The organism is Pseudomonas sp. P1_F1_2, assembly GCF_056405815.1.
Genome location: NZ_JBFUBK010000039.1, coordinates 1 through 18599, shown reverse-complemented (window position 1 = coordinate 18599; position 18599 = coordinate 1). Strand labels below are relative to the sequence as shown.

Sequence of the window (18599 nt, the reverse complement as noted above, 5' to 3'; positions counted from 1 at the left end):
GTTCGGCTGCGAAGCAGTCGTAAAACCATCCACATTGGTGTTTCAGGTGAATCGCGTCGACAGGGTTTACGACTGCTTCGCAGCCGAACGCAGCCTCGCAGGCTCGGCAGCTGCTACAGATGCCTTTGAATCAGATTTCGAGGACTTCCATCTCGCGCAGCACTTCGGCGACGGCCGCCACGGCCGCGTGCATCTCGGCCTGGTTGACGTGGCCGATGCAGCCGACGCGGAAGGTTTCAACCTGGGTCAATTTGCCCGGGTAGAGGATGAAACCCTTGGCCTTGACCCGTTCGTAGAATTCCTTGAACTGGTAGCGCGGATCTTTCGGTGCGTGGAACGTGACGATGATCGGTGCCTGGATCGCGGCGGGCAGAAAACTGCGCAGCCCCAGCTTCGCCATGTCATCGAGCAGCACCTGGCAGTTGTTGGCGTAGCGTTGATGCCGCGCCGGTAAGCCACCTTCTTCGTTGTATTGCAGCAACGCTTCGTGCAGCGCCGCGACCACGTGGGTCGGCGGGGTGAAGCGCCATTGACCGGTCTTGGCCATGTAGGTGTGCTGGTCGTAAAGGTCCATCGCCAGCGAGTGCGAGTTGCCGGCGGCGTTGGCCAGGGACTCTTTGCGGGCGAAGACAAAACCCATGCCCGGCACGCCTTCCAGGCATTTGCCTGAAGCGGCGATCAGCGCATCGAATGGCACCTGTTGGGCGTCAACCGGCAGGGCGCCGAACGAACTCATGGCGTCGATGATCAGGCGTTTGCCGTGTTGCGCAATGACGTGGGCGATTTCCGGCAGCGGGTTGAGGATGCCAGTGCTGGTTTCGCAGTGAATCAGGGCGACGTGCGTAATGCTGGTGTCGGCGTGCAGCAGGCGGTCGACGTCGGCGGCGGTGGTGGGTTCGTCTTCAGCGGTTTCGAAGGTGCTGAAGGCGCGGCCGAGCACTTCGCAGATTTTCGCCAGGCGTTTGCCGTAGGCGCCGTTGATCAGCACCAGCACCTTGCCGTCACGAGGCACCAGCGTGCCGATCGCGGCCTCGACAGCAAAGGTGCCGCTGCCTTGCAGGGGCACGCAATGGTGGCTGTCGCCGCCGTTGATGATTGCCAGCAGTTGTTCACACAGGCTGGCGGTCAGTTGATTGAAGCGGTCATCCCATGAACCCCAGTCGACCATCATCGCCTGACGGGTGCGGGCCGATGTGGTCAGTGGGCCGGGGGTGAGCAGGATGGGTTCGGCAGTACTCATTCTCGTGTCCTCGCATTCGATGGGATGAAGCTACGGGACATAAATTGCAATTTGCGGTTGTATCAATCAAATTGTTTGTTGTTATGCCAGCCATCAGTGAGAGTTATTCATGAACCTGTTCCAGCTTCGGGCCTTTGATGCGGTGGCCCGTGAAGGCAGCTTCACCCGTGCTGCCGCGCGGTTGTTCATCAGTCAGCCGGCGGTGACCGGGCACATCAAGGCCCTGGAGGAGCATTACCAGATCACCTTGTTGCGACGTACCGCTCGTCGAGTGGAACTGACGGAGGAGGGCACCAAACTGGCGGCGATCACCCGGGCCATGTTTGGCCTGGCGGAAGAGGCGCAAGTGATGCTCGAAGCGAATCGGCAGTTGCTGACCGGGCGCCTGGAAGTGGCAGCGGACGGCCCGCACATGGTGATGCCGATGCTGGCCAGTCTGCGCGCACGCTATCCGGGGATCACCGTGAACCTGCGGCTGGGCAATGCTCAGGAAACCCTGGCGGCGTTATTGTCCGAGCATGCCGACGTGGCAGTACTGACCGAGGTTGAACCGCGCAAAGGCCTGCATTTGCAAGCGTTGAATGAATCGCGAATTTGCGCGTTGGTGCCGCAAAATCATCCGTGGGCCAAGGCACCCAGCGTCAAGCTCAAGGAGCTGGATCAGGTGATCATGGTGTTGCGTGAGCCGAGTTCGATTACGCGACGCACGTTCGATGACGCGTGTGCGACGGCGAAGGTCAATCCACGGGTGTTGCTGGAGCTGGACAGTCGTGAAGCGGTGACCGAAGCCGTGGCCGCCGAGTTGGGGGTCGGTGTGGTGTCGTCGGTGGAAGTCAGCCATGACCCACGGGTGGCGGCAGTGCCGATCATCGGCGAGGGGCTGGTGAACCGGCACATGATCGGGTGCATGGAGCGGCGGCGGGATTTGCGCTTGATTCAGGCGTTTTTCGGGTTGGCGCCTGTCAGTTAGACCGCGGCGCGGCTATCGCGGGCAAGCCCGCTCCCACAGGATGCGCGGTGGAATCGGCTTCTGTGATCGACTCAAATCCCTGTGGGAGCCGGGCTTGCCCGCGATGGGGCCTGACCTGCCTACACCAGACTCTCGCGAACCATCTCCAGAAACGTCGCCACGACCCGCCGCGAACTCTGCTCGCGCAAGCACACCAGCGTCTCCGTCAGACGCCGCGTGCAATCGGTAATCGGCAACGCGCAAACCCTTGAGTCGGCACCGAACTCGGCGGCCGACACCACGCCAACCCCAATCCCCACGACCACCGCTTCGCGCGCCGCTTCGCGACCTTCAACCTGAATCGCCGGGCGAATGCGGTACCCGGCGCGGGCCATTTCCTCTTCCAGTGTCTGGCGGGTCACCGAGCCGATTTCCCGTAGCACCAACGGTGTGTCGTCCAGGTCCGCGAGGCAAATCGACTCGCGATCGGCCCACGGGTGATTGCGTGAGACAAACGCCACCATCGGGTCATTGCGCAGGGGCAACGAGATCAGCCGCTCATCACTGACATCCCGCCCCAGCAGCGCCAGGTCGGCCTGATAGTTGAACAGGCGAAACAGCGACTCATCGGTATTGCCGGTTTCAATCTTTACGCTAATGCCGGGGAAGCGTTCGCAAAACCTTGCGATCTGCGGCAGCACATGCACCGGCGCATCCACCGCGAGGATCAGGCTGCCGGTCTTCAACGCCTGGGAGTCGTGAAGCAACTCCTGCGCCTCGGCTTCAATGACGAACAACCGCTGGGTGATGCTCAACAAGCGTTCGCCCAGGTCGGTCAGGCGCACCGAGCGTTTGTTGCGGTGGAACAGCAACACAGCAAATCGCTCTTCAAGTTTGCGCACCTGGTCGGAAATGGCCGGTTGTGTGAGAAAGAGCCGTTCGGCGGCTTTGGTAAAGCTTCCGTGGACGGCCACGGCGTGGAAGGCTTTGAGCTGGGCGTGGGAAACCGACATCGAAAACCTCCAGTAACAAGCTGAGCTTATTTTGGAAATACGATAAATCGATTTCACTTATTATTCAGTAATTGTTTCTATCCGTTTCAACCCCGTGACTGCTCAGTCGATCAGCATCGGTGGCCATGAGCCTGTGCGTGTAACAGCAGGACTCATCTGACCGGTATCGCTACAGGGAATCCGCGATACCGCAGTGCTCAACAATAAAAACACAGGCGTTTTCTTCCAAATTCTGCCGGCACACTCACACCCTGAGGTCAGAACCACAATGAATAATCACATCGGCACCATCAAGCGTTGGCGCGTGCAGATCTTCGCGATCACCTGGCTCGCCTACGCTGCTTTCTACTTCACCCGCAAAGCGTTTTCCGTGGCAAAACTGGGGATCGCCGAAGACCCCACCTTCATGCTCGACAAAATGGCCATGGCCAACCTCGACGCGATCTACCTGGCGGCGTATGCCCTCGGGCAATTCACCTGGGGCCTGCTTGCCGACCGCTTTGGTCCCCGGGTCGTGGTGCTTGGCGGGTTACTGATTTCGGCGGCGGCTGCGCTGGTGATGGGCAGCTTCGCGACTCTGCCGATCTTCGCCACCTGCATGTTGATTCAAGGCCTGGCGCAGTCCACCGGTTGGTCGGGGCTGTGCAAGAACATCGGCAGTTTCTTCCCTGCACAGCAGCGCGGAAGGGTGCTTGGGTTGTGGAGCTCCTGCTACGCCTTTGGCGGGTTGGTGGCCTCGCCGTTTGCCGGTTGGTGGGCCTACACGCTCATCGGCACCTGGCATGCGGCGTTCATTTCCAGTGCGGCGATGGTTGGGCTGGTCGCCGTGCTGTTTTTTATTTTTCAACGCAACAAACCGCAAGACGTCGGTCTGCCGGCGGTGGACATCGAACCTGAGTTGACGGCTGAAGAGGCTGACGCCCAAAGCAGGATCAGCGTTCTGCAACCCCTGAAGGAAATCCTGCGCAACCGCACGGTGCTGGTGTTGGGTCTGGCGTACTTTCTGCTGAAGCCGGCGCGTTACGCCATTCTGTTGTGGGGCCCGGTGATCGTTTTCGAACAGATGCCGACGGTGGGCAAGGTCGGCGCGGCGATAATTCCGACTGCGTTCGAACTGGCCGGATTGCTCGGGCCGATTCTGCTGGGGCTGGCCTCGGACAAACTGTTCGGCGCTCGCCGCATGCCGGCCTGCGTGATCAGTCTGTTGGCGCTGACCGTGTCTCTCGCCTTGTTCATGGGCGCCCTGCATACCGGCAGTGTCTTGCTGGTGGTGGCCTTGCTGTTTGTCATGGGCCTGACCCTGTACGGGCCGGACTCGATGATCAGCGGCGCGGCGGCGATTGATTTCGGCACCGCCAAGGCAGGCGCGACGGCGGCAGGTTTCGTCAACGGTTGCGGTTCGGTCGGGGCAATTCTCGGCGGGTTGCTGCCAGGCTACTTCGACTCGGTCACGGTGTTCATTGTCTTCGCCGGCTGCGCGTTGTTCTCGGCCCTGGTGTTGATCCCCCACTGGAACAGCCGCCCGGCTGGCCTGCGTGCCAATTACCCGTTCGTGCCCAATCGGGCGATGGCCATCAAACCCCTGCGTACCTGAACCCTGTCCCTTGCAGCCTGCTGCGCTGGCGGCAGGCTTGCGTGTGGGTATCTGACTGGAGATTTTCCCATGAGACCCTTTTGGCTGGACCAAGCCTTAAAGGCTGATACGTCCGACACCTGCCCGGCGCTGGAGGGCAACACCCGCGCGGATGTGTGCATTGTCGGTGGCGGCTACACCGGGTTGTGGACTGCGATCATGCTCAAGGAGCAGAACCCGGAACTCGATGTGGTGCTGATCGAAGCGGACATTTGCGGTGCCGGCGCCAGTGGCCGCAACGGCGGTTGTGCGTTGTCGTGGTCGGCCAAGTACTTCACGCTGGAGCGGTTGTTTGGCGTCGAAGAGGCGGTGCGCCTGGTCAAGGAATCCGAGCGCAGCATTTACGCGATTGGCACCTTCTGCGAGCAGTACGGCGTGGACGCCGATTTCCGCCTCGATGGCACGCTCTATACCGCGACCAATCACGCCCAGTGCGGCTCGACCGATGCGGTGATTGCCGCGCTGGCGCGCAACGGCATCAACTCGTTCACCCAACGGCCGGTCGCCGACGTGCAACGCATGGCCGGTTCCCGAAAGCACTTGGAGGGCTGGTTTTCGCCGGCCGCCGCCAGTGTGCAGCCGGGCAAACTGGTGCGCGGCTTGCGCAGGGTGGCGTTGCAATTGGGCGTGAGAATTCACGAAAACACCGCGATGACCGGGCTGGAGGAGGGCACGCCGGCAGGGGTGGAAACGCCGAAAGGAACGGTCTGCGCGGATCGGGTAGTGCTGGCGATGAACGCGTGGATGGCCCGGGCGTTCCCACAGTTCGAACGCAGCGTGGCGATTGTTTCCAGCGACATGTTGATCACTGAACCGCGGCCTGATCTGCTCAATGAAATCGGCCTGACCAGCGGTGTCACCGTCCTCGATTCGCGGATTTTCGTGCACTACTACCACAACACCCCGGACGGGCGAATCATGCTCGGCAAGGGCGGCAATACGTTTGCCTACGGCGGGCGAATGCTGCCGGTGTTCGATCAGCCGTCACCGTACGCCGGGTTGTTGAAGGACAGCTTGAGTGAGTTCTTTCCGGCGTTTGCCGGGGTCAAGGTCGAGGCCACCTGGAATGGTCCCTCGGATCGCTCGGTCACCGGTTTGCCGTTCTTTGGCCAGATGAGCGCCAGCGGGAATGTGTTCTACGGGTTCGGGTATTCCGGCAGCGGCGTTGGTCCGTGTCACATGGGCGGGCAGATTCTTGCCTCGATGGTCCTTGGGCTGGACAACGCCTGGACTCGTTCGCCATTGGTGAACGGCCCGCTGGGGTTCTTCCCGCCGGAGCCGATCCGTTACCTCGGTTCCCTGATGGTGCGCAACGCCATCCGCCGCAAGGAGCGCGCTGAAGATCACGGTCGCCGACCACGGCATCTGGACGTGCGCCTGGCCAAATTGGCGGCGGCGGCCGGCAAAGCGGACAAGGGTTGAGGGCTTTAGCGACGGATCAGCCAATCGAGCAGTAAACGCCCGTCGCTGCGTGGTCGATAAGCGGCACCCGGTTTGGGCGGGCGGCCAGCGGTGGCGCACAACACCGGGCGATCCGGGTCGCTGTCGAGAAAACTGATGAGCACCTCGGTGCCCGCGATTGGCAGCCAGTGCGGATCCCTCCGGCCGTCCGGCAGGGTGAGGGCTACAGGCAGCCACAGGCCGGCTGATTCGTCCCCGTCGTCTTCGAGCGTTGGCCATAACCTGACGTGTATCCGGCCTTGGTCATCCAGCTGCGCCGGCTGCCCGATCGGCCCTAGCACGCGCGCCGTCTGATACCCCGGAATGCTCGGCCGGGGCTGTGTGCGCGGGGGCCTGAATTCCGTTGACCAGGGAATCGCGGTGAATTGATTGCTGTAGCGCCGTGGACGTTGATCGGCAAGGATTGAAGGCTGCTGTCCCTGGTGCCGGACTTCTGTGATCAGCCACTGATCGTTGAAGCCCGCCAGTGGATGCCCCGTCACTTGTACGATGCTTCCACTGCGCAAGTCGGATTCATTGCATCGGCCTTCAATCTGCTGATGGTGGCAGCGCATTCGCTCCAGCAACCGCCGACTGAGCTGCTCACAGTGCGCCTGCTCGGGGGACGGACGAGCAGTTGAAGGGGATGTGGCTGCAATGGCGTGGTTGGCCGCGCCGTCATCGATTGCCTGAGTGCCGAGGTTGTGGACAATGCGGCGTTCAGGTTGGGCGCGCGCGCCATGACGCTGGAACAGCTCATGGATTACCGGCGCAGAAATCTGCTCAATCGAAGTGTCCTGGAAGGGCAGCCGCAGCGGTTCCTGCGGAAATTTCTGAGTGTCATCGGCCAGCACCAACACATGCCCGTCGTGCCGATGTTCGAAGTGATAGTGGATGCCTTCTTCTTCGCAAAGTCGCTGCAGCAGTGCCAGGTCGGTCTCTTCGTACTGAATGCAAAAAGGTCGGGGTGGGTAGTGCCCGGTTGCCAGATCCAGGCGATAGCTGGTCTCGGGCAGTGCATGTTCCTGGAACAACCGATGCAGGATCGCCGGCACACTGAGGCGATCGAACACCCGACGTGAGCAGTGACGGTCGAGGTTTTGCAGGTAGGGCACCAGGACAAGGTGATAGCCAATGCGATGCGGGCCGCGATGTTCAAGGCTGGCGCTGTGAACAATGCCGTGAATGCCGCTGTGATCGCCCAAGTTCAGATAAGCCGGTTGTTGCAGCAGCCGGTCGAGGTTGATCGCCGGTGCCAGGCTGATCATTTCAATGCTGAACCGATAGGGCTGGTTCAGGCCTTCAGCGCCACTGAACTGCAACACCTGCAGGCGCAATCCGCTTTTGAGGAGGGTCAGGGTGTAGAGACTTTCCTTGTCGTTGTGCATTGAACACGCTTCTGCCATGGAATGGGACGCGAAGGGTACGAAACCAAGCCCCTCAATGGTCACCGCAAATCGGCATTTCAGAATCGTCCTACGAGTGCTGGTGAATATGTCGATCGGCGAGGGCGCTAAATCAGTCCGCATTTTTTGGTCGATTGCCAACTTTAGGCCGTATAAACTTGCACAACGCGTCGGCCAATAGATGTCTCGGCGCCACAGATCAAGAGAGTGAGTAATGGGCGCACAGTGGAAGGTTAAACACAAAGAAGCGGCATCCAACGCCAAAGGCAAGATTTTCGGCAAACTGGTGAAAGAAATCACCATTGCTGCGCGCAACGGTGCCGATACCGCCACCAACGCACATCTGCGACTTGTGGTTGAACAGGCCAAGAAAGCCTCGATGCCCAAGGAAACCCTCGATCGCGCGATCAAGAAAGGCGCGGGCCTGTTGGGCGAAACCGTGCAATACCATCGCGTGACTTACGAAGGCTTCGCCCCGCACCAGGTGCCGCTGATCGTTGAATGCGTGACCGACAACATCAACCGCACCGTGGCGGAAATCCGCGTGGCGTTCCGTAAGGGCCAACTGGGTGCTTCCGGCTCTGTGGCGTGGGACTTCAACCATGTCGGCATGATCGAGGCGTCCCCGGACAGCCCGGACGCCGACCCTGAAATGGCGGCGATTGAAGCCGGTGCCCAGGACTTTGAGCCAGGTGAAGAAGAGGGCACGACCCTGTTCCTGACCGAACCTGCGGACCTCGACTCGGTGCAAAAAGCCCTGCCGGAGCAAGGTTTCACGGTGTTGTCGGCGAAACTGGGCTATCAGCCGAAGAACCCGGTCAGCGGATTGAGCGATGAACAAATGGCTGAAGTCGAAGCGTTCCTGGAAGGCCTCGACAACCATGATGATGTACAGGATATGTTTGTGGGTCTGGCTGGGTAATTTGACTCTTCAGTAATACCGCTATCGCGAGCAGGCTCACTCCTACATTGGATCTCCGTCATACACAGATCCAATGTAGGAGTGAGCCTGCTCCGGGCGGCGTTGCGACGAATGACCGTGAAGCGGTCACCGATCCTGCAGCTCCCGCACAATCTCGCTGAACCCCGGTCGCTTCAGCACCTCTGGCTGACAGCAGCGCTCCTGCAACACTTGCAGCTCCTCGCGCGCGATATTGCTCAACCCCGAGTCGATGCGTTCCAGCAGTTCCCCCAGCAACACACCAAATGCCCGCACCTCGATGCGCTGCAGCGCCCGGCTTTCATGGCTGTCCACCGTCGCGTGGAAAGACGCGGCGCCAAAATCGCCCAGCAGGCAATCGCCGTGCTCGTTCCACAGGATGTTGTGGCCATAGAGGTCGCCGTGGGTGATGCCTTGGCGGTGCAAATGCCTGGCCGCCGAAGCAATGCCATGGGCAATGCGTAAGGCCACGCGCGCGCTGAAACGGGTGTTTTCGGTGTAGATGTCGCGGGTGCAGGACGCCAGGCTTGGCAGCGCGGCCAGGTTGCGATAACTCGGGTCAATCAGTTGCATCACCAGCCCGGCCTGCTGCTCGGGATGACCGACGATTCGGCCTTTGACCTGGATCAGGTTGGGGTGAAGGCCTGCGGTGATGCAGGCGTTCATTTCGTGCAGCGGTGAACCATCGCTGGTCATTTCGCCCTTGTAGAGCTTCACCGCGACCGATGTCTGCGGATGCCCCTCCGGGCTCCAGGTCGCCCGATGAATCACCCCCGAAGCGCCTTCGCCCAGCAACTGTTCCAGACGCAATTGGTCCCACTGGATAAGCGGCGTGGCTTGCAGCGCAGCCGCATCGGCTTCGGTTTCCAGGGGGTTACCGGCGTACGCCAGCCAGGTCAGGCTGGGCAAGGTCAGCAGCCATTCGGGAAGTTCGCTGAGCTGATTGGCGGCGATGCGGATCAGTTCGAGCCGATGGCACTGGCTCAAGCTTCGCGGCAGGCGCTGCAAGCGGTTACCGGCGAGCATGAGTTTTTGCAGGTAGGGCCGCTCGCCCAGTTCCATTGGCAGTTCGGTGATGCGGTTGTCGGTCAGGATCAACCAGCGCAGCAACGGTGGCAGCGCGGCGGCCGGGACCGTTTCGATGGCATTGGCCTTGAAGCCGATCATCGTCAGCGCGGCGCATTGGCCCAGGCACGCAGGCAGCTCGGTGAACAAGTTGTCCGAGCAGAACAGCACGCGTAAACGGGTCAGGCGATGGAGGTCATCGGGCAGGCTGCTCAGGGCGTTGCCGCTGAGGTTGAGCACTTCCAGCGAGTCCGCCAGGTCGAAGATTTCCCGGGGGAACTCTGTCAGGCCGCAGGCCAGGTCCAGGCGGGTGATGCCAGTCAGTTGGCCGGCGCGCAGTTGGGCGAGGGTATCCATGAGCGGGTTCGCTTTTGATCAAGTGAAGGCGCAGGGGCCCGGAAATGGGCGACATGATAACGGTAAAGGGGGCGCGCTTGTCAGGCCGTTGCGCGCACTTCCAGCAACTGCCCCAGACGGCTACGCGTGCGGGCCAGATCGATGGCATCGCCGCCCAGGTTTTCGCGCAGTGATTGCAGGCCGAGCAATGTCAGGTGCTTGTCCTGATCGTATAAAACGTCGATCAAATTGATGAAACGCTGCTGCGCGGCGATCGAACAGTCGGCCAGGTTGGGCAGTTCGTCGATGATCCAGTGATCGAAGCGCCGGCACAGCTCCAGATAATCCATGACGGCGGTAGGGTGTTCGCACAGGTCGCCAAAGGTGAACGCGATGGTCCGTTCTGCGCAGTGCTGCGCTTGCAGGTGGCGGGTGCCGACCGCTAGTTGCAATGGCGTGGGGTTGCGTTCGGGCAGGTTCAACGCCTGACGTTGCGCGACGCTGCCCGGCCAGACATACCGGCCCTGGGTGAACACCTGTTGCGCGTGCGTTCGCACCTGACTGCGGTAGTCATGCGGGCCGCCGACTTCCATCACGTGCATGCGGGCGTGGATCAGGTCGATGACCGGTTTGAAACGCGCATGGTAGAGCGGGTTGGGCAACAAGCCTTCCGGCGGGTAGTTGGACGTCACCAGCAACAGGATGCCGCGACGAAACAGTGCCTTGAACAGGCGCGTGATGAGCATCGCATCACCGATGTCATGGACGTGAAACTCGTCGAAACACAACACCCGGCAATCGTTCAGCAGCTCATCGAGGGTGGATGCCAGCGCATCGGGCTGATCGCGATGGATGAACATGCCCTGGTGCAATTGCGCAAAAAACTCATGGAAGTGCAGGCGCTGTTTTGCCTCGAGAGGGATCGCCTGGAAGAAACCGTCGAGCAACCAGCTCTTGCCGCGCCCGACCGCACCATGCAAGTAAAGACCGGGCGGCGTTTTCGCCGACGCACCCAGCAGCGCCGTGGCGTGCTGTGCCATGCAGTCGATCACTCGCTGCTGGCTATGGCTGAGGGTATAACCCTGGGCATGGGCCTTTTGCCGAAAGTAATCGTGGACGGCTTTACCTGCCGCCATCCCGCAGGCAGGGGCCGCGAGCGACTTGCCGAAGAGGCCGCGCAAGGAAGGCAAGCGCGGTGTGAGTCGCGAACGGTCAGGCGGTCGAGCGGCCATGGTCATGTCACCCCGAAATCGTCAGGCCGGCTCCCCGAGCAGCGGCGGCGTAGTGTAACCAGTTGGGGAATTTCCCTTCCAGTCATGTCGACGGACGCCGCGTTTTACACCCTCCTGAAACGAATCAGAACTGCACCGTTTTCTTGAGCATCTGCGCCGCTGGCGTGTCGCTCGGGCTGACCATCGCATAGTTGTAGCCGCCGCCGGACCAGTACTCGGCCTGCAACTCGCCGTCGCTGCGACTGCCTCGTGGCAGCAAATTGTTTTTCGGCCCCGGTGGGCGCACGTAGAAGCTGATCTTGTGCCCGCCCTGATCCTCGTAAACCACCATGGCCGCCGGCCCTTGTTCGGTACTGAGCAAACGGCCGCTGACTGGCTTGAAGCCTGAGCTCGACAAGTCAGGCAGGCGATGGGCCTGGGTGAAATAACGGTCGAGCCAACCTTGCATGTCGCCGTCGGCGACGGCTTTGTAGTCCGCCGGCAGGATGCCTTGCTGGGCGATCAGGCGATAAGCCTGCATGGCATCGGCCATTGGCGCGGGGGCGCTGGCCAGGGTCATCTCGCGCGCTTGCCAGCCGCTCAATCCACCCACGGCAACAGCGATCAACAGCACCGCCGCGCTGGCCAGATGACGACGGGACTGGTGTTTTAGGCGCTGGCGAATCAGCGCCGGGTCGAGGTCCTGATTGACGGGGAGTTGCAGCGTGCCGCTCAGGGCGGCGCGCAATTGTTGAGCATCCTGCTGCCAGGCGCGCACTTGCACGGCCACTTCAGGGTGACTGGCCAGATAGGTTTCCATCAGGTGTCGGTCGGCGTCGTTGAGCTGGTGATCGACGTAGGCGTGCAGGTCACGCTCGCTCGGGGGCATGCTGATCATTTGAGTATCCGCAGAGAAGGGCTGGTGATTTCGCCGTCGCTGAGCTGGCGCAAGGCCTGGCGTGCGCGGGACAGGCGGGACATCACGGTGCCGGTAGGGACGTTGAGAATCGCGGCGACCTCTTTATAACTCAAACCTTCCACCGACACCCAGAGCAGCAGCGCGCGCTGTTCGGTGGTGAGCTGATCGAAGGCTTGCAGTGTCGATTGGGCAATCACCGTGCGCTCGACCGATGGTTGTGCGTCGTCACGCCCGGTAAAGAATTCGAGCATCCGCGCATAGCGCCGGGAACGGCGGTGGGCATCCAGAAACTGGCGATAAAGGATTGAAAACAGCCAGGCGCGCAAGTCGCCCTCGGGGCGTTTGTCGCCCCAACTCGACAGGGCGCGCTCCAGGCTCGACTGCACCAGATCGTCGGCAGCGCTGGGATTGCGCGTCAGCGACACCGCGAAACGCCGCAGCCTGGGAATGATTTCTCTGAGTTGTTCGTCGATATCGTTCATGGGGAAGGGTGTGTCTTGAGTCAGTGAAGGGCGGCATTGACAAGGAAGACGCCGGCTACTGCAGGTTATTCCCTCTACTGGAAAAGAAAATCCCACGGTCCACTTTCTGTAGGACTGTTCCTATCTGGTTGTAATCCATGTAACGGCATCAAGCGTCGTGGCTCAACCCTCATAACAAGCGCAACCGGCACTCAGTTCAGCCGGCCTTGAGCTTACACATTGAGCCCGTTGAGACTTTTTTCATGCAAGAGCACGCAATCACCCTCAAACCAGCATTAGCCTATTGTGCGATGCCTGTGTCCGCAGTCGATCAGGAGCTTTGGCAGCCTTTTGCTTGTGGACCGACGATCAAGCCAGCGTTCTCCTTGATTCATCATGCAATCGAAGCGCAAGCCGTGACCAACCCACAAGGTGTTGCGGCCCATTGCCTGGGTGAATCCATCACCTACCGAGAATTGAACAGACAGGCCAATCGACTGGCTGCCTTGTTGATAAAGGAAGGCGTCAATCCAGGTGATCACGTTGCCTTGTTCGTGGAACGGTCGATCCCCATGCTGGTAGGCATGTTGGCTGCGTTGAAAGCAGGTGCGGCCTACATTCCCCAGCACGTGGGGATCACCCCTGCGACGCAATTGCGCCACATCATGGAGGTTGCCGACACACGTTTGGTGCTGACGCTGTCGAACCTGCAGTCGCAGATTCCCCTGACTGCGGCGCAGCACTGCATTTGCCTTGATACGTTCATGTCCGAGGCGTCAATGCAATCGGACGAATTGAACGTGGCCTGTACGCCGTTAATGACCCCGGATCACCTGTGCTTCCTTTTGTTCACCTCCGGTACCACCGGACAGCCCAACGGGGTTCGGGTTACCCAGCGTAATGTCTGCAATATTCTGCTGACGGAACCTGGCAACCTCGGCATGAAGCCTGGGCTCAAGGTCGGGCAGATTCTAAACATCGCCTTCGATATGGCCGCCTGGGAGATTTTGGGTTGCCTGGCCCATGGCGCGACGTTAATGATCCGTGGCAAAGACATTGCTCAGACTGCCGAACAATGCGATGTACTGATCGCCACGCCGTCGATTCTCGGCACACTCGATCCGGCACGTTGCCAGCAGGTCAAGGTCGTTGCCGTTGCCGGTGAGCCGTGTCCACAGCCCCTGGCCGATCGCTGGTCTTCGTTCTGCATTTTTTTCAATGCCTGCGGACCGACCGAAACCACCATCGTCAACACCATGCAGCGCTACCAGACCGGTAAGGCCCTGACCATCGGCAAACCCACGCCCAATAACACGGTGTACGTACTCGATGAAAACGGTCGACCTTGTGCCACAGGGGTGCAAGGGGAGATGTGGGCTGGCGGGGATTGCGTGACGGCCGGATACCTGGGGAATACCGCTCTCACTGCCGAACGTTATCGCCCCGATCCCTTTCTCGGTGAGAACCGGATGATGTTTCGCACTCGCGACCTGGGACGCTGGACAGAAGATGGCGAGCTCGAACACTTGGGGCGCGTCGATGATCAAGTCAAGGTGCGGGGCTTTCGGGTTGAACTCGATAGCGTGTCCGCGGTGCTGGAGTCGTGCGCCTCCTGCGAGAGGGCGGTCACGCTGAAACTCGACAGTCGTCATCTGGTTGCCTTCGTCAGCCCCGCGTCCACCGATGTCGAAGAGGCGAGACGTTTCTGCGAGGAGCGCCTCGCCTACTATTGCGTACCTTCGTTGATCATCGCTCTGGACCACATTCCCCTGACGTCACGGGGTAAAGTCGACAAGCGGCTGCTGCTGGAACAAGCGCAACAGGCCAGGCTTGATGTCAATGTTGTACCAACGGTGAGCGCATGAGCACCGCCGGCGGTCTACCCGCCAAGCGTGCGATTTGGCGACGGCTCGGAACGCTGTCGGTGTTCTCTCATTACAACCGCCTTGTGGCATTGGTACTGGTACTTAATGGTGCCGCGCTGGCGCATGGGTTGAACGCGGGGCAATGGTGGACCCCCTCCGGTGTTGCACTGGAAATGCTGGCGGGGTTGGTGTTGGCGAATCTGTCGTTGGCGATTTTGATTCGTCAGCAATACGTCATCAACCTGCTGTTCTGGCTAGCCACCCGGGCTCCCACCCGTTGGCCGCTGCCGATTCGTCGTTCATTGGCCAAGGTCTATCACTTTGGTGGGCTGCACAGCGGCGCAGCCTTGGCAGCCATTGGCTGGTTCGTGGCATTGCTAGGCTCATTGGGTTGGCATTGGATTGATGACAAGGGCGGCGTTTCGGCAGCGCCTCTGTGGGTGAACGCAGCACTGCTGGGCGTGTTGTTGCTGATAGCGACCATGGCGCATCCCGGGATTCGCTCACGTTTCCACAATGGATTCGAACGAACACATCGCTTCGGTGGCTGGACGGCGCTCGCTTTGTTTTGGGTATCGACCTTTGTGTTTGCCCGTGATCAGAACCCGCAAGTGCCGTTGCAAGAAGTACTGGCCACTTCTGTTCCCTTTTGGATGCTGGTGGTCCTGACGTTCAGTATTGCGCTGCCATGGCTGCGTTTACGCAAAGTGCCGGTGCAGTTACTCAGGACTTCATCCCACGCTGTGATTGCCCGGTTCGGGCATGTCACGCCGTTTGCAGGTTCGTCAAACGCCATCAGTCTCAATCCGCTGCTGGAATGGCATTCGTTTGCCAACATTCCCGCGCCGGGGCAGGCCGGTTTCCGCCTGATCATTTCCCGTGCCGGGGACTGGACCGGCGAATTCATCGAGCAAATGCCGACTCACGTCTGGGTCAAAGGCATTACCACCGCAGGTGTGGCGCATATAGAAACCCTGTTCAAGTCGGTGGTGTATATCGCGACCGGTAGTGGTATTGGCCCGGTGCTGCCTCATCTTCTTGCCAGGCAGGTACCGATACATCTGATCTGGTCGACCCGCAACCCACGCAAAACCTACGGTGACGAACTGGTGGAGGAGATTCTCCGGGCCGAGCCCGACGTCTTGATCTGGGACACCGATGTGCTCGGCAAACCCGATCTGGTGCAACTGGCCTATGACGCAGTTCAAGCGACCGGTGCAGAGGCCGTGATCTGCATTTCCAACCAGGCACTGACTCAACGTGTGGTCGAGGAAATGGAAGGTCGGGGTATTCCGGCCTATGGCGCGATCTGGGATTCCTGAGGTGTGAGTAAGTGCTCGCCATTCAACCATTATTCAACGAGGTCACCATGTACACATTGATCGAACGTCATGATCGAGTCGTATTGATTCGTCTCAACCGCCCGCAAGCCCGGAACGCCCTGAATGATGAACTCATGCGCGAATTGCTGGACATCCTGCAACGACTGGATCGGGACCCGCAGGTGGGGTGTTTCGTCCTGACGGGTACCGAGGATTTTTTCGCCGCCGGCGCCGATATCAAGGAAATGCAGCAAAAGTCATATCTGGACATGGTTCACGAGGATTACTTTGCCGGGTGGGAGGCCTTTGCCGCGTTACGTACCCCCAAACTGGCAGCCGTCGCCGGATATGCCTTTGGCGGCGGTTGTGAGTTAGCCATGATGTGCGACCTGATCTTTGCTGCCGACAACGCGCAATTTGCTCAACCGGAAATCAAACTGGGCGTGATGCCAGGCATCGGGGGCACCCAGCGTCTCACGCATCTGATCGGCAAATCCAAAGCCATGGACATGATCCTGACCGGACGTTCGATGTCTGCCCAGGAAGCCGAACGGGCGGGGTTGGTGTCGAGAGTGATTGCCGCCGCCGATCTGCTGGAGGAGTCCCTGGCAGCGGCGCAGACCATCGCCGGTTTTGCCAAGACCGCTACCATGGCGGCGCGCGAAGCGGTTGATCGTGCGCTGGAGTCTGGATTGCGCGAAGGTCTGCTGTACGAGCGAAGGGCGTTCCATGGGTTGTTTTCCACCCCTGGGCAACAAGAAGGCATGCAGGCTTTTCTCGATAAACGTGAGGCGCGTTTTAACCCCGTGTAACGGGCCTATGGTATTCGTCGCTCGCGGTGATTTGAAAGAAACTACAGTTCAGGGGGAATAATCCTACGTGACGTTCGTCTCATAGGTCCTTCCCCCTATGGCCGATGGCCCTGGAGTCTTTCATGGTTGATCGCTCAACACCGCCCACACGGCCACCGCTGAGTGGCGCAAGCCTGACACTGCGTTTGACCGGCATCGCCGTGGTGGTCGCCGCGTTGGCCGGGGCCTTTGCCTACGTCAACGGCACCATTGACCCACAGCGTCTGACACCCAAAAAACTGATCAATGTGCTGGAAACCAACAACGGTGTGCACCCTGGATTCCGTCGTAACCACGCCAAAGGTGTGTGCGTGATCGGTCATTTTGAAAGCACCGCCGAGGCGCGCCCCTTTTCCAGCGCCCAGGTGTTCAGCGAGGCTCAGACCCCGGTGGTCGGGCGGTTCGCGTTGCCTGCCGGCAATCCTTACGCACCGGACAGCGCCGTGCCGATTCGTAGCCTGGCGTTGCGTTTCACTCAGGCCAACGGTCAGCAGTGGCGCACCGGCATGAACAGCATGCCGGTATTCCCGGTGGGCACGCCTGAGGCGTTCTACCAACTGCAGCAAGCCCAGTCGCCGGATCCCGCCACCGGCAAACCCAACCCTGCGGCGGTTCCGGCGTTTTTCGGCTCCCACCCGGAAGCGGCGCCGTTCCTGGCCTGGATCAAAACCGCCAAGCCGTCGGCCAGTTATGCGACAGAGTCGTACAACAGCGTCAACGCGTTTTACCTGGTGAATGCTGCCGGTCAACGCCAGGCAGTGCGCTGGAACATGGTGCCGGTGGCTCAGGATGTGGCGGGTGCCGCCGCGCCTGAGGGCAGTGATTTTCTTGAGAAAGACCTGGTTCAGCGCTTGTCGGCCGGGCCGTTGCGTTGGCAGTTGAAGATCACGCTGGCGAACCCGGAAGACCCGGTCAACGACGCCAGCAAGGCCTGGCCCGACGGTCGTAAAGTACTGAACGCCGGTACCTTGGTGCTGGAGCGCACTCAGCCACAGCTCAATGGCGAGTGCCGCGACATCAACTACGATCCGCTCGTGCTGCCCAGCGGTATCGAAGGTTCCGACGACCCGTTGCTCGCTGCTCGTTCAGCCGGTTACGCCAGTTCCTACTTGCGTCGCACCAGTGAAGTCAGTCAGTTGCCCGCCGCTAAACAGGAGGCTCGACAATGAGCGCTCAACCGAACCATTTCGCGCCATTGGCGCGGCTGCTGCATTGGCTGATGGCTCTGATGATTATTGCGATGCTGTTTATCGGTGCGGGAATGGTGGCCTCGGTGTCCGAGCGCCATGAGTGGTTGATTCATCTGCACAAGCCGTTGGGCATTGCGATATTGCTGCTGGTGATCGTGCGTGTGTTCGTGCGCTTTTCCACGCAACAGCCACCCTTGCCAGAAGACCTGCCGGGGTGGCAGGTGCTGGCGGCCAAGGCTTCGCACCTTTTGCTGTACGCATTGATGTTTGTGTTGCCGTTGCTCGGTTGGGCAATGATTTCGGCAGCGGGCGACCCGGTGATGCTAAGCCATTCAATCCAGCTTCCGTCGATCCTGCCGGCCAATGCTCAGGTGTTCGCGTTCCTGCGCAAGGCGCATGGGTACTTGGCGTACCTGCTGTTTTTGACCGTGTTGCTGCACTTGGCGGCGGCGTTGTTTCACGGTTGGGTGCGGCGTGATGACGTGCTGGACAGCATGTTGCGGGGTAAGGATCGCGGGTAATCCCTGTAGCAGCTGGCGTAGCCTGCGTTCGGCTTATGTAGCAGCTGCCGAAGGCTGCGTTCGGCTGCGAAGCAGTCGTCATCAAAAACACCGCGGTTGATCTGAAGTTGCGGGGTAAGGATCGCGGGTAATCCCTGTAGCAGCTGGCGTAGCCTGCGTTCGGCTTATGTAGCAGCTGCCGAAGGCTGCGTTCGGCTGCGAAGCAGTCGTCATCAAAAACACCGCGGTTGTTCTGAA

General features: G+C 60.4%; 16 protein-coding genes. 9 read left to right on the top strand and 7 right to left on the bottom strand.

The window, feature by feature from the left end:
- Positions 1–130: 130 nt before the first annotated feature.
- Positions 131–1240, bottom strand: a complete 1110-nt coding sequence (locus AC1D2P_RS13775) for a 2-aminoethylphosphonate--pyruvate transaminase (RefSeq protein WP_223522532.1) — start codon at positions 1238–1240, stop codon at positions 131–133.
- A gap of 109 nt (positions 1241–1349) precedes the next feature.
- Between AC1D2P_RS13775 and AC1D2P_RS13770 the strand changes: the two genes are divergently transcribed.
- Positions 1350–2210, top strand: coding sequence for a LysR substrate-binding domain-containing protein (locus AC1D2P_RS13770; protein WP_046032551.1), 861 nt, complete (start codon positions 1350–1352; stop codon positions 2208–2210).
- 119 nt (positions 2211–2329) lie between these two features.
- On the opposite strand, the gene AC1D2P_RS13765 is transcribed toward AC1D2P_RS13770, so the two are convergent.
- Positions 2330–3202: a LysR family transcriptional regulator gene (locus tag AC1D2P_RS13765; protein ID WP_109786634.1), complete on the bottom strand. Its 873-nt coding sequence runs from the start codon at positions 3200–3202 to the stop codon at positions 2330–2332.
- 268 nt (positions 3203–3470) lie between these two features.
- Here AC1D2P_RS13765 and AC1D2P_RS13760 point away from each other — a divergent pair, with 268 nt between their 5' ends.
- Together AC1D2P_RS13760 and AC1D2P_RS13755 are read left to right on the top strand one after the other, a co-directional pair.
- Complete coding sequence (locus tag AC1D2P_RS13760; RefSeq protein WP_477758239.1) at positions 3471–4796, top strand: MFS transporter; 1326 nt, start codon at positions 3471–3473, stop codon at positions 4794–4796.
- A 69-nt stretch (positions 4797–4865) separates the two neighbouring features.
- A complete protein-coding gene (locus AC1D2P_RS13755) occupies positions 4866–6257 on the top strand; it encodes an FAD-dependent oxidoreductase (RefSeq protein ID WP_223522534.1) in 1392 nt (463 codons plus the stop codon).
- A 5-nt stretch (positions 6258–6262) separates the two neighbouring features.
- On the opposite strand, the gene AC1D2P_RS13750 is transcribed toward AC1D2P_RS13755, so the two are convergent.
- Entirely contained in the window at positions 6263–7663 is a 1401-nt protein-coding gene (locus tag AC1D2P_RS13750; protein ID WP_477758240.1) for a type VI secretion system Vgr family protein, read from the bottom strand.
- Positions 7664–7895: 232 nt separating this feature from the next.
- Between AC1D2P_RS13750 and AC1D2P_RS13745 the strand changes: the two genes are divergently transcribed.
- A complete protein-coding gene (locus tag AC1D2P_RS13745) occupies positions 7896–8603 on the top strand; it encodes a YebC/PmpR family DNA-binding transcriptional regulator (RefSeq protein WP_477758241.1) in 708 nt (235 codons plus the stop codon).
- A 126-nt stretch (positions 8604–8729) separates the two neighbouring features.
- Here AC1D2P_RS13745 and AC1D2P_RS13740 read toward each other — a convergent pair whose 3' ends face one another.
- The 4 genes from AC1D2P_RS13740 to AC1D2P_RS13725 all read right to left on the bottom strand — a co-directional run bounded on the left by AC1D2P_RS13740 (position 8730) and on the right by AC1D2P_RS13725 (position 12634).
- Positions 8730–10043, bottom strand: coding sequence for a protein kinase (locus AC1D2P_RS13740; RefSeq protein ID WP_109786629.1), 1314 nt, complete (start codon positions 10041–10043; stop codon positions 8730–8732).
- Between the two features lie 80 nt (positions 10044–10123).
- A complete protein-coding gene (gene zapE, locus AC1D2P_RS13735; RefSeq protein WP_477758242.1) occupies positions 10124–11254 on the bottom strand; it encodes a cell division protein ZapE in 1131 nt (376 codons plus the stop codon).
- A 124-nt stretch (positions 11255–11378) separates the two neighbouring features.
- Complete coding sequence (locus AC1D2P_RS13730) at positions 11379–12131, bottom strand: anti-sigma factor family protein (RefSeq protein ID WP_477758243.1); 753 nt, start codon at positions 12129–12131, stop codon at positions 11379–11381.
- Positions 12128–12634, bottom strand: a complete 507-nt coding sequence (locus AC1D2P_RS13725; protein ID WP_109786628.1) for an RNA polymerase sigma factor — start codon at positions 12632–12634, stop codon at positions 12128–12130. The genes AC1D2P_RS13730 and AC1D2P_RS13725 overlap by 4 nt, the downstream gene beginning before the upstream one ends.
- A 290-nt stretch (positions 12635–12924) precedes the next feature.
- Here AC1D2P_RS13725 and AC1D2P_RS13720 point away from each other — a divergent pair, with 290 nt between their 5' ends.
- From AC1D2P_RS13720 to AC1D2P_RS13700, 5 genes are all read left to right on the top strand, one after another.
- The gene (locus AC1D2P_RS13720) at positions 12925–14478 is read left to right on the top strand and encodes an amino acid adenylation domain-containing protein (RefSeq protein ID WP_477758247.1); all 1554 of its coding nucleotides are present in this window, start codon (positions 12925–12927) and stop codon (positions 14476–14478) included.
- A complete protein-coding gene (locus AC1D2P_RS13715) occupies positions 14475–15800 on the top strand; it encodes a ferredoxin reductase domain-containing protein (protein WP_477758244.1) in 1326 nt (441 codons plus the stop codon). Before AC1D2P_RS13720 ends, AC1D2P_RS13715 begins: the two co-directional genes overlap by 4 nt.
- A 47-nt stretch (positions 15801–15847) precedes the next feature.
- Complete coding sequence (locus AC1D2P_RS13710) at positions 15848–16612, top strand: enoyl-CoA hydratase-related protein (RefSeq protein WP_046032540.1); 765 nt, start codon at positions 15848–15850, stop codon at positions 16610–16612.
- Between the two features lie 122 nt (positions 16613–16734).
- Entirely contained in the window at positions 16735–17820 is a 1086-nt protein-coding gene (locus AC1D2P_RS13705) for a catalase family peroxidase (RefSeq protein ID WP_046032539.1), read from the top strand.
- A complete protein-coding gene (locus tag AC1D2P_RS13700; protein ID WP_046032538.1) occupies positions 17817–18362 on the top strand; it encodes a cytochrome b in 546 nt (181 codons plus the stop codon). The genes AC1D2P_RS13705 and AC1D2P_RS13700 overlap by 4 nt, the downstream gene beginning before the upstream one ends.
- Positions 18363–18599: the final 237 nt, after the last annotated feature.

Excerpts from the sequence above, each read along its gene's own strand:
- AC1D2P_RS13775 (WP_223522532.1), bottom strand. The coding sequence starts at position 1,240 with ATGAGTACTGCCGAACCCATCCTGCTCACCCCCGGCCCACTGACCACA.
- AC1D2P_RS13770 (WP_046032551.1), top strand. The coding sequence starts at position 1,350 with ATGAACCTGTTCCAGCTTCGGGCCTTTGATGCGGTGGCCCGTGAAGGC.
- AC1D2P_RS13765 (WP_109786634.1), bottom strand. The coding sequence starts at position 3,202 with ATGTCGGTTTCCCACGCCCAGCTCAAAGCCTTCCACGCCGTGGCCGTC.
- AC1D2P_RS13760 (WP_477758239.1), top strand. The coding sequence starts at position 3,471 with ATGAATAATCACATCGGCACCATCAAGCGTTGGCGCGTGCAGATCTTC.
- AC1D2P_RS13755 (WP_223522534.1), top strand. The coding sequence starts at position 4,866 with ATGAGACCCTTTTGGCTGGACCAAGCCTTAAAGGCTGATACGTCCGAC.
- AC1D2P_RS13750 (WP_477758240.1), bottom strand. The coding sequence starts at position 7,663 with ATGCACAACGACAAGGAAAGTCTCTACACCCTGACCCTCCTCAAAAGC.
- AC1D2P_RS13745 (WP_477758241.1), top strand. The coding sequence starts at position 7,896 with ATGGGCGCACAGTGGAAGGTTAAACACAAAGAAGCGGCATCCAACGCC.
- AC1D2P_RS13740 (WP_109786629.1), bottom strand. The coding sequence starts at position 10,043 with ATGGATACCCTCGCCCAACTGCGCGCCGGCCAACTGACTGGCATCACC.
- zapE (WP_477758242.1), bottom strand. The coding sequence starts at position 11,254 with ATGGCCGCTCGACCGCCTGACCGTTCGCGACTCACACCGCGCTTGCCT.
- AC1D2P_RS13730 (WP_477758243.1), bottom strand. The coding sequence starts at position 12,131 with ATGATCAGCATGCCCCCGAGCGAGCGTGACCTGCACGCCTACGTCGAT.
- AC1D2P_RS13725 (WP_109786628.1), bottom strand. The coding sequence starts at position 12,634 with ATGAACGATATCGACGAACAACTCAGAGAAATCATTCCCAGGCTGCGG.
- AC1D2P_RS13720 (WP_477758247.1), top strand. The coding sequence starts at position 12,925 with ATGCCTGTGTCCGCAGTCGATCAGGAGCTTTGGCAGCCTTTTGCTTGT.
- AC1D2P_RS13715 (WP_477758244.1), top strand. The coding sequence starts at position 14,475 with ATGAGCACCGCCGGCGGTCTACCCGCCAAGCGTGCGATTTGGCGACGG.
- AC1D2P_RS13710 (WP_046032540.1), top strand. The coding sequence starts at position 15,848 with ATGTACACATTGATCGAACGTCATGATCGAGTCGTATTGATTCGTCTC.
- AC1D2P_RS13705 (WP_046032539.1), top strand. The coding sequence starts at position 16,735 with ATGGTTGATCGCTCAACACCGCCCACACGGCCACCGCTGAGTGGCGCA.
- AC1D2P_RS13700 (WP_046032538.1), top strand. The coding sequence starts at position 17,817 with ATGAGCGCTCAACCGAACCATTTCGCGCCATTGGCGCGGCTGCTGCAT.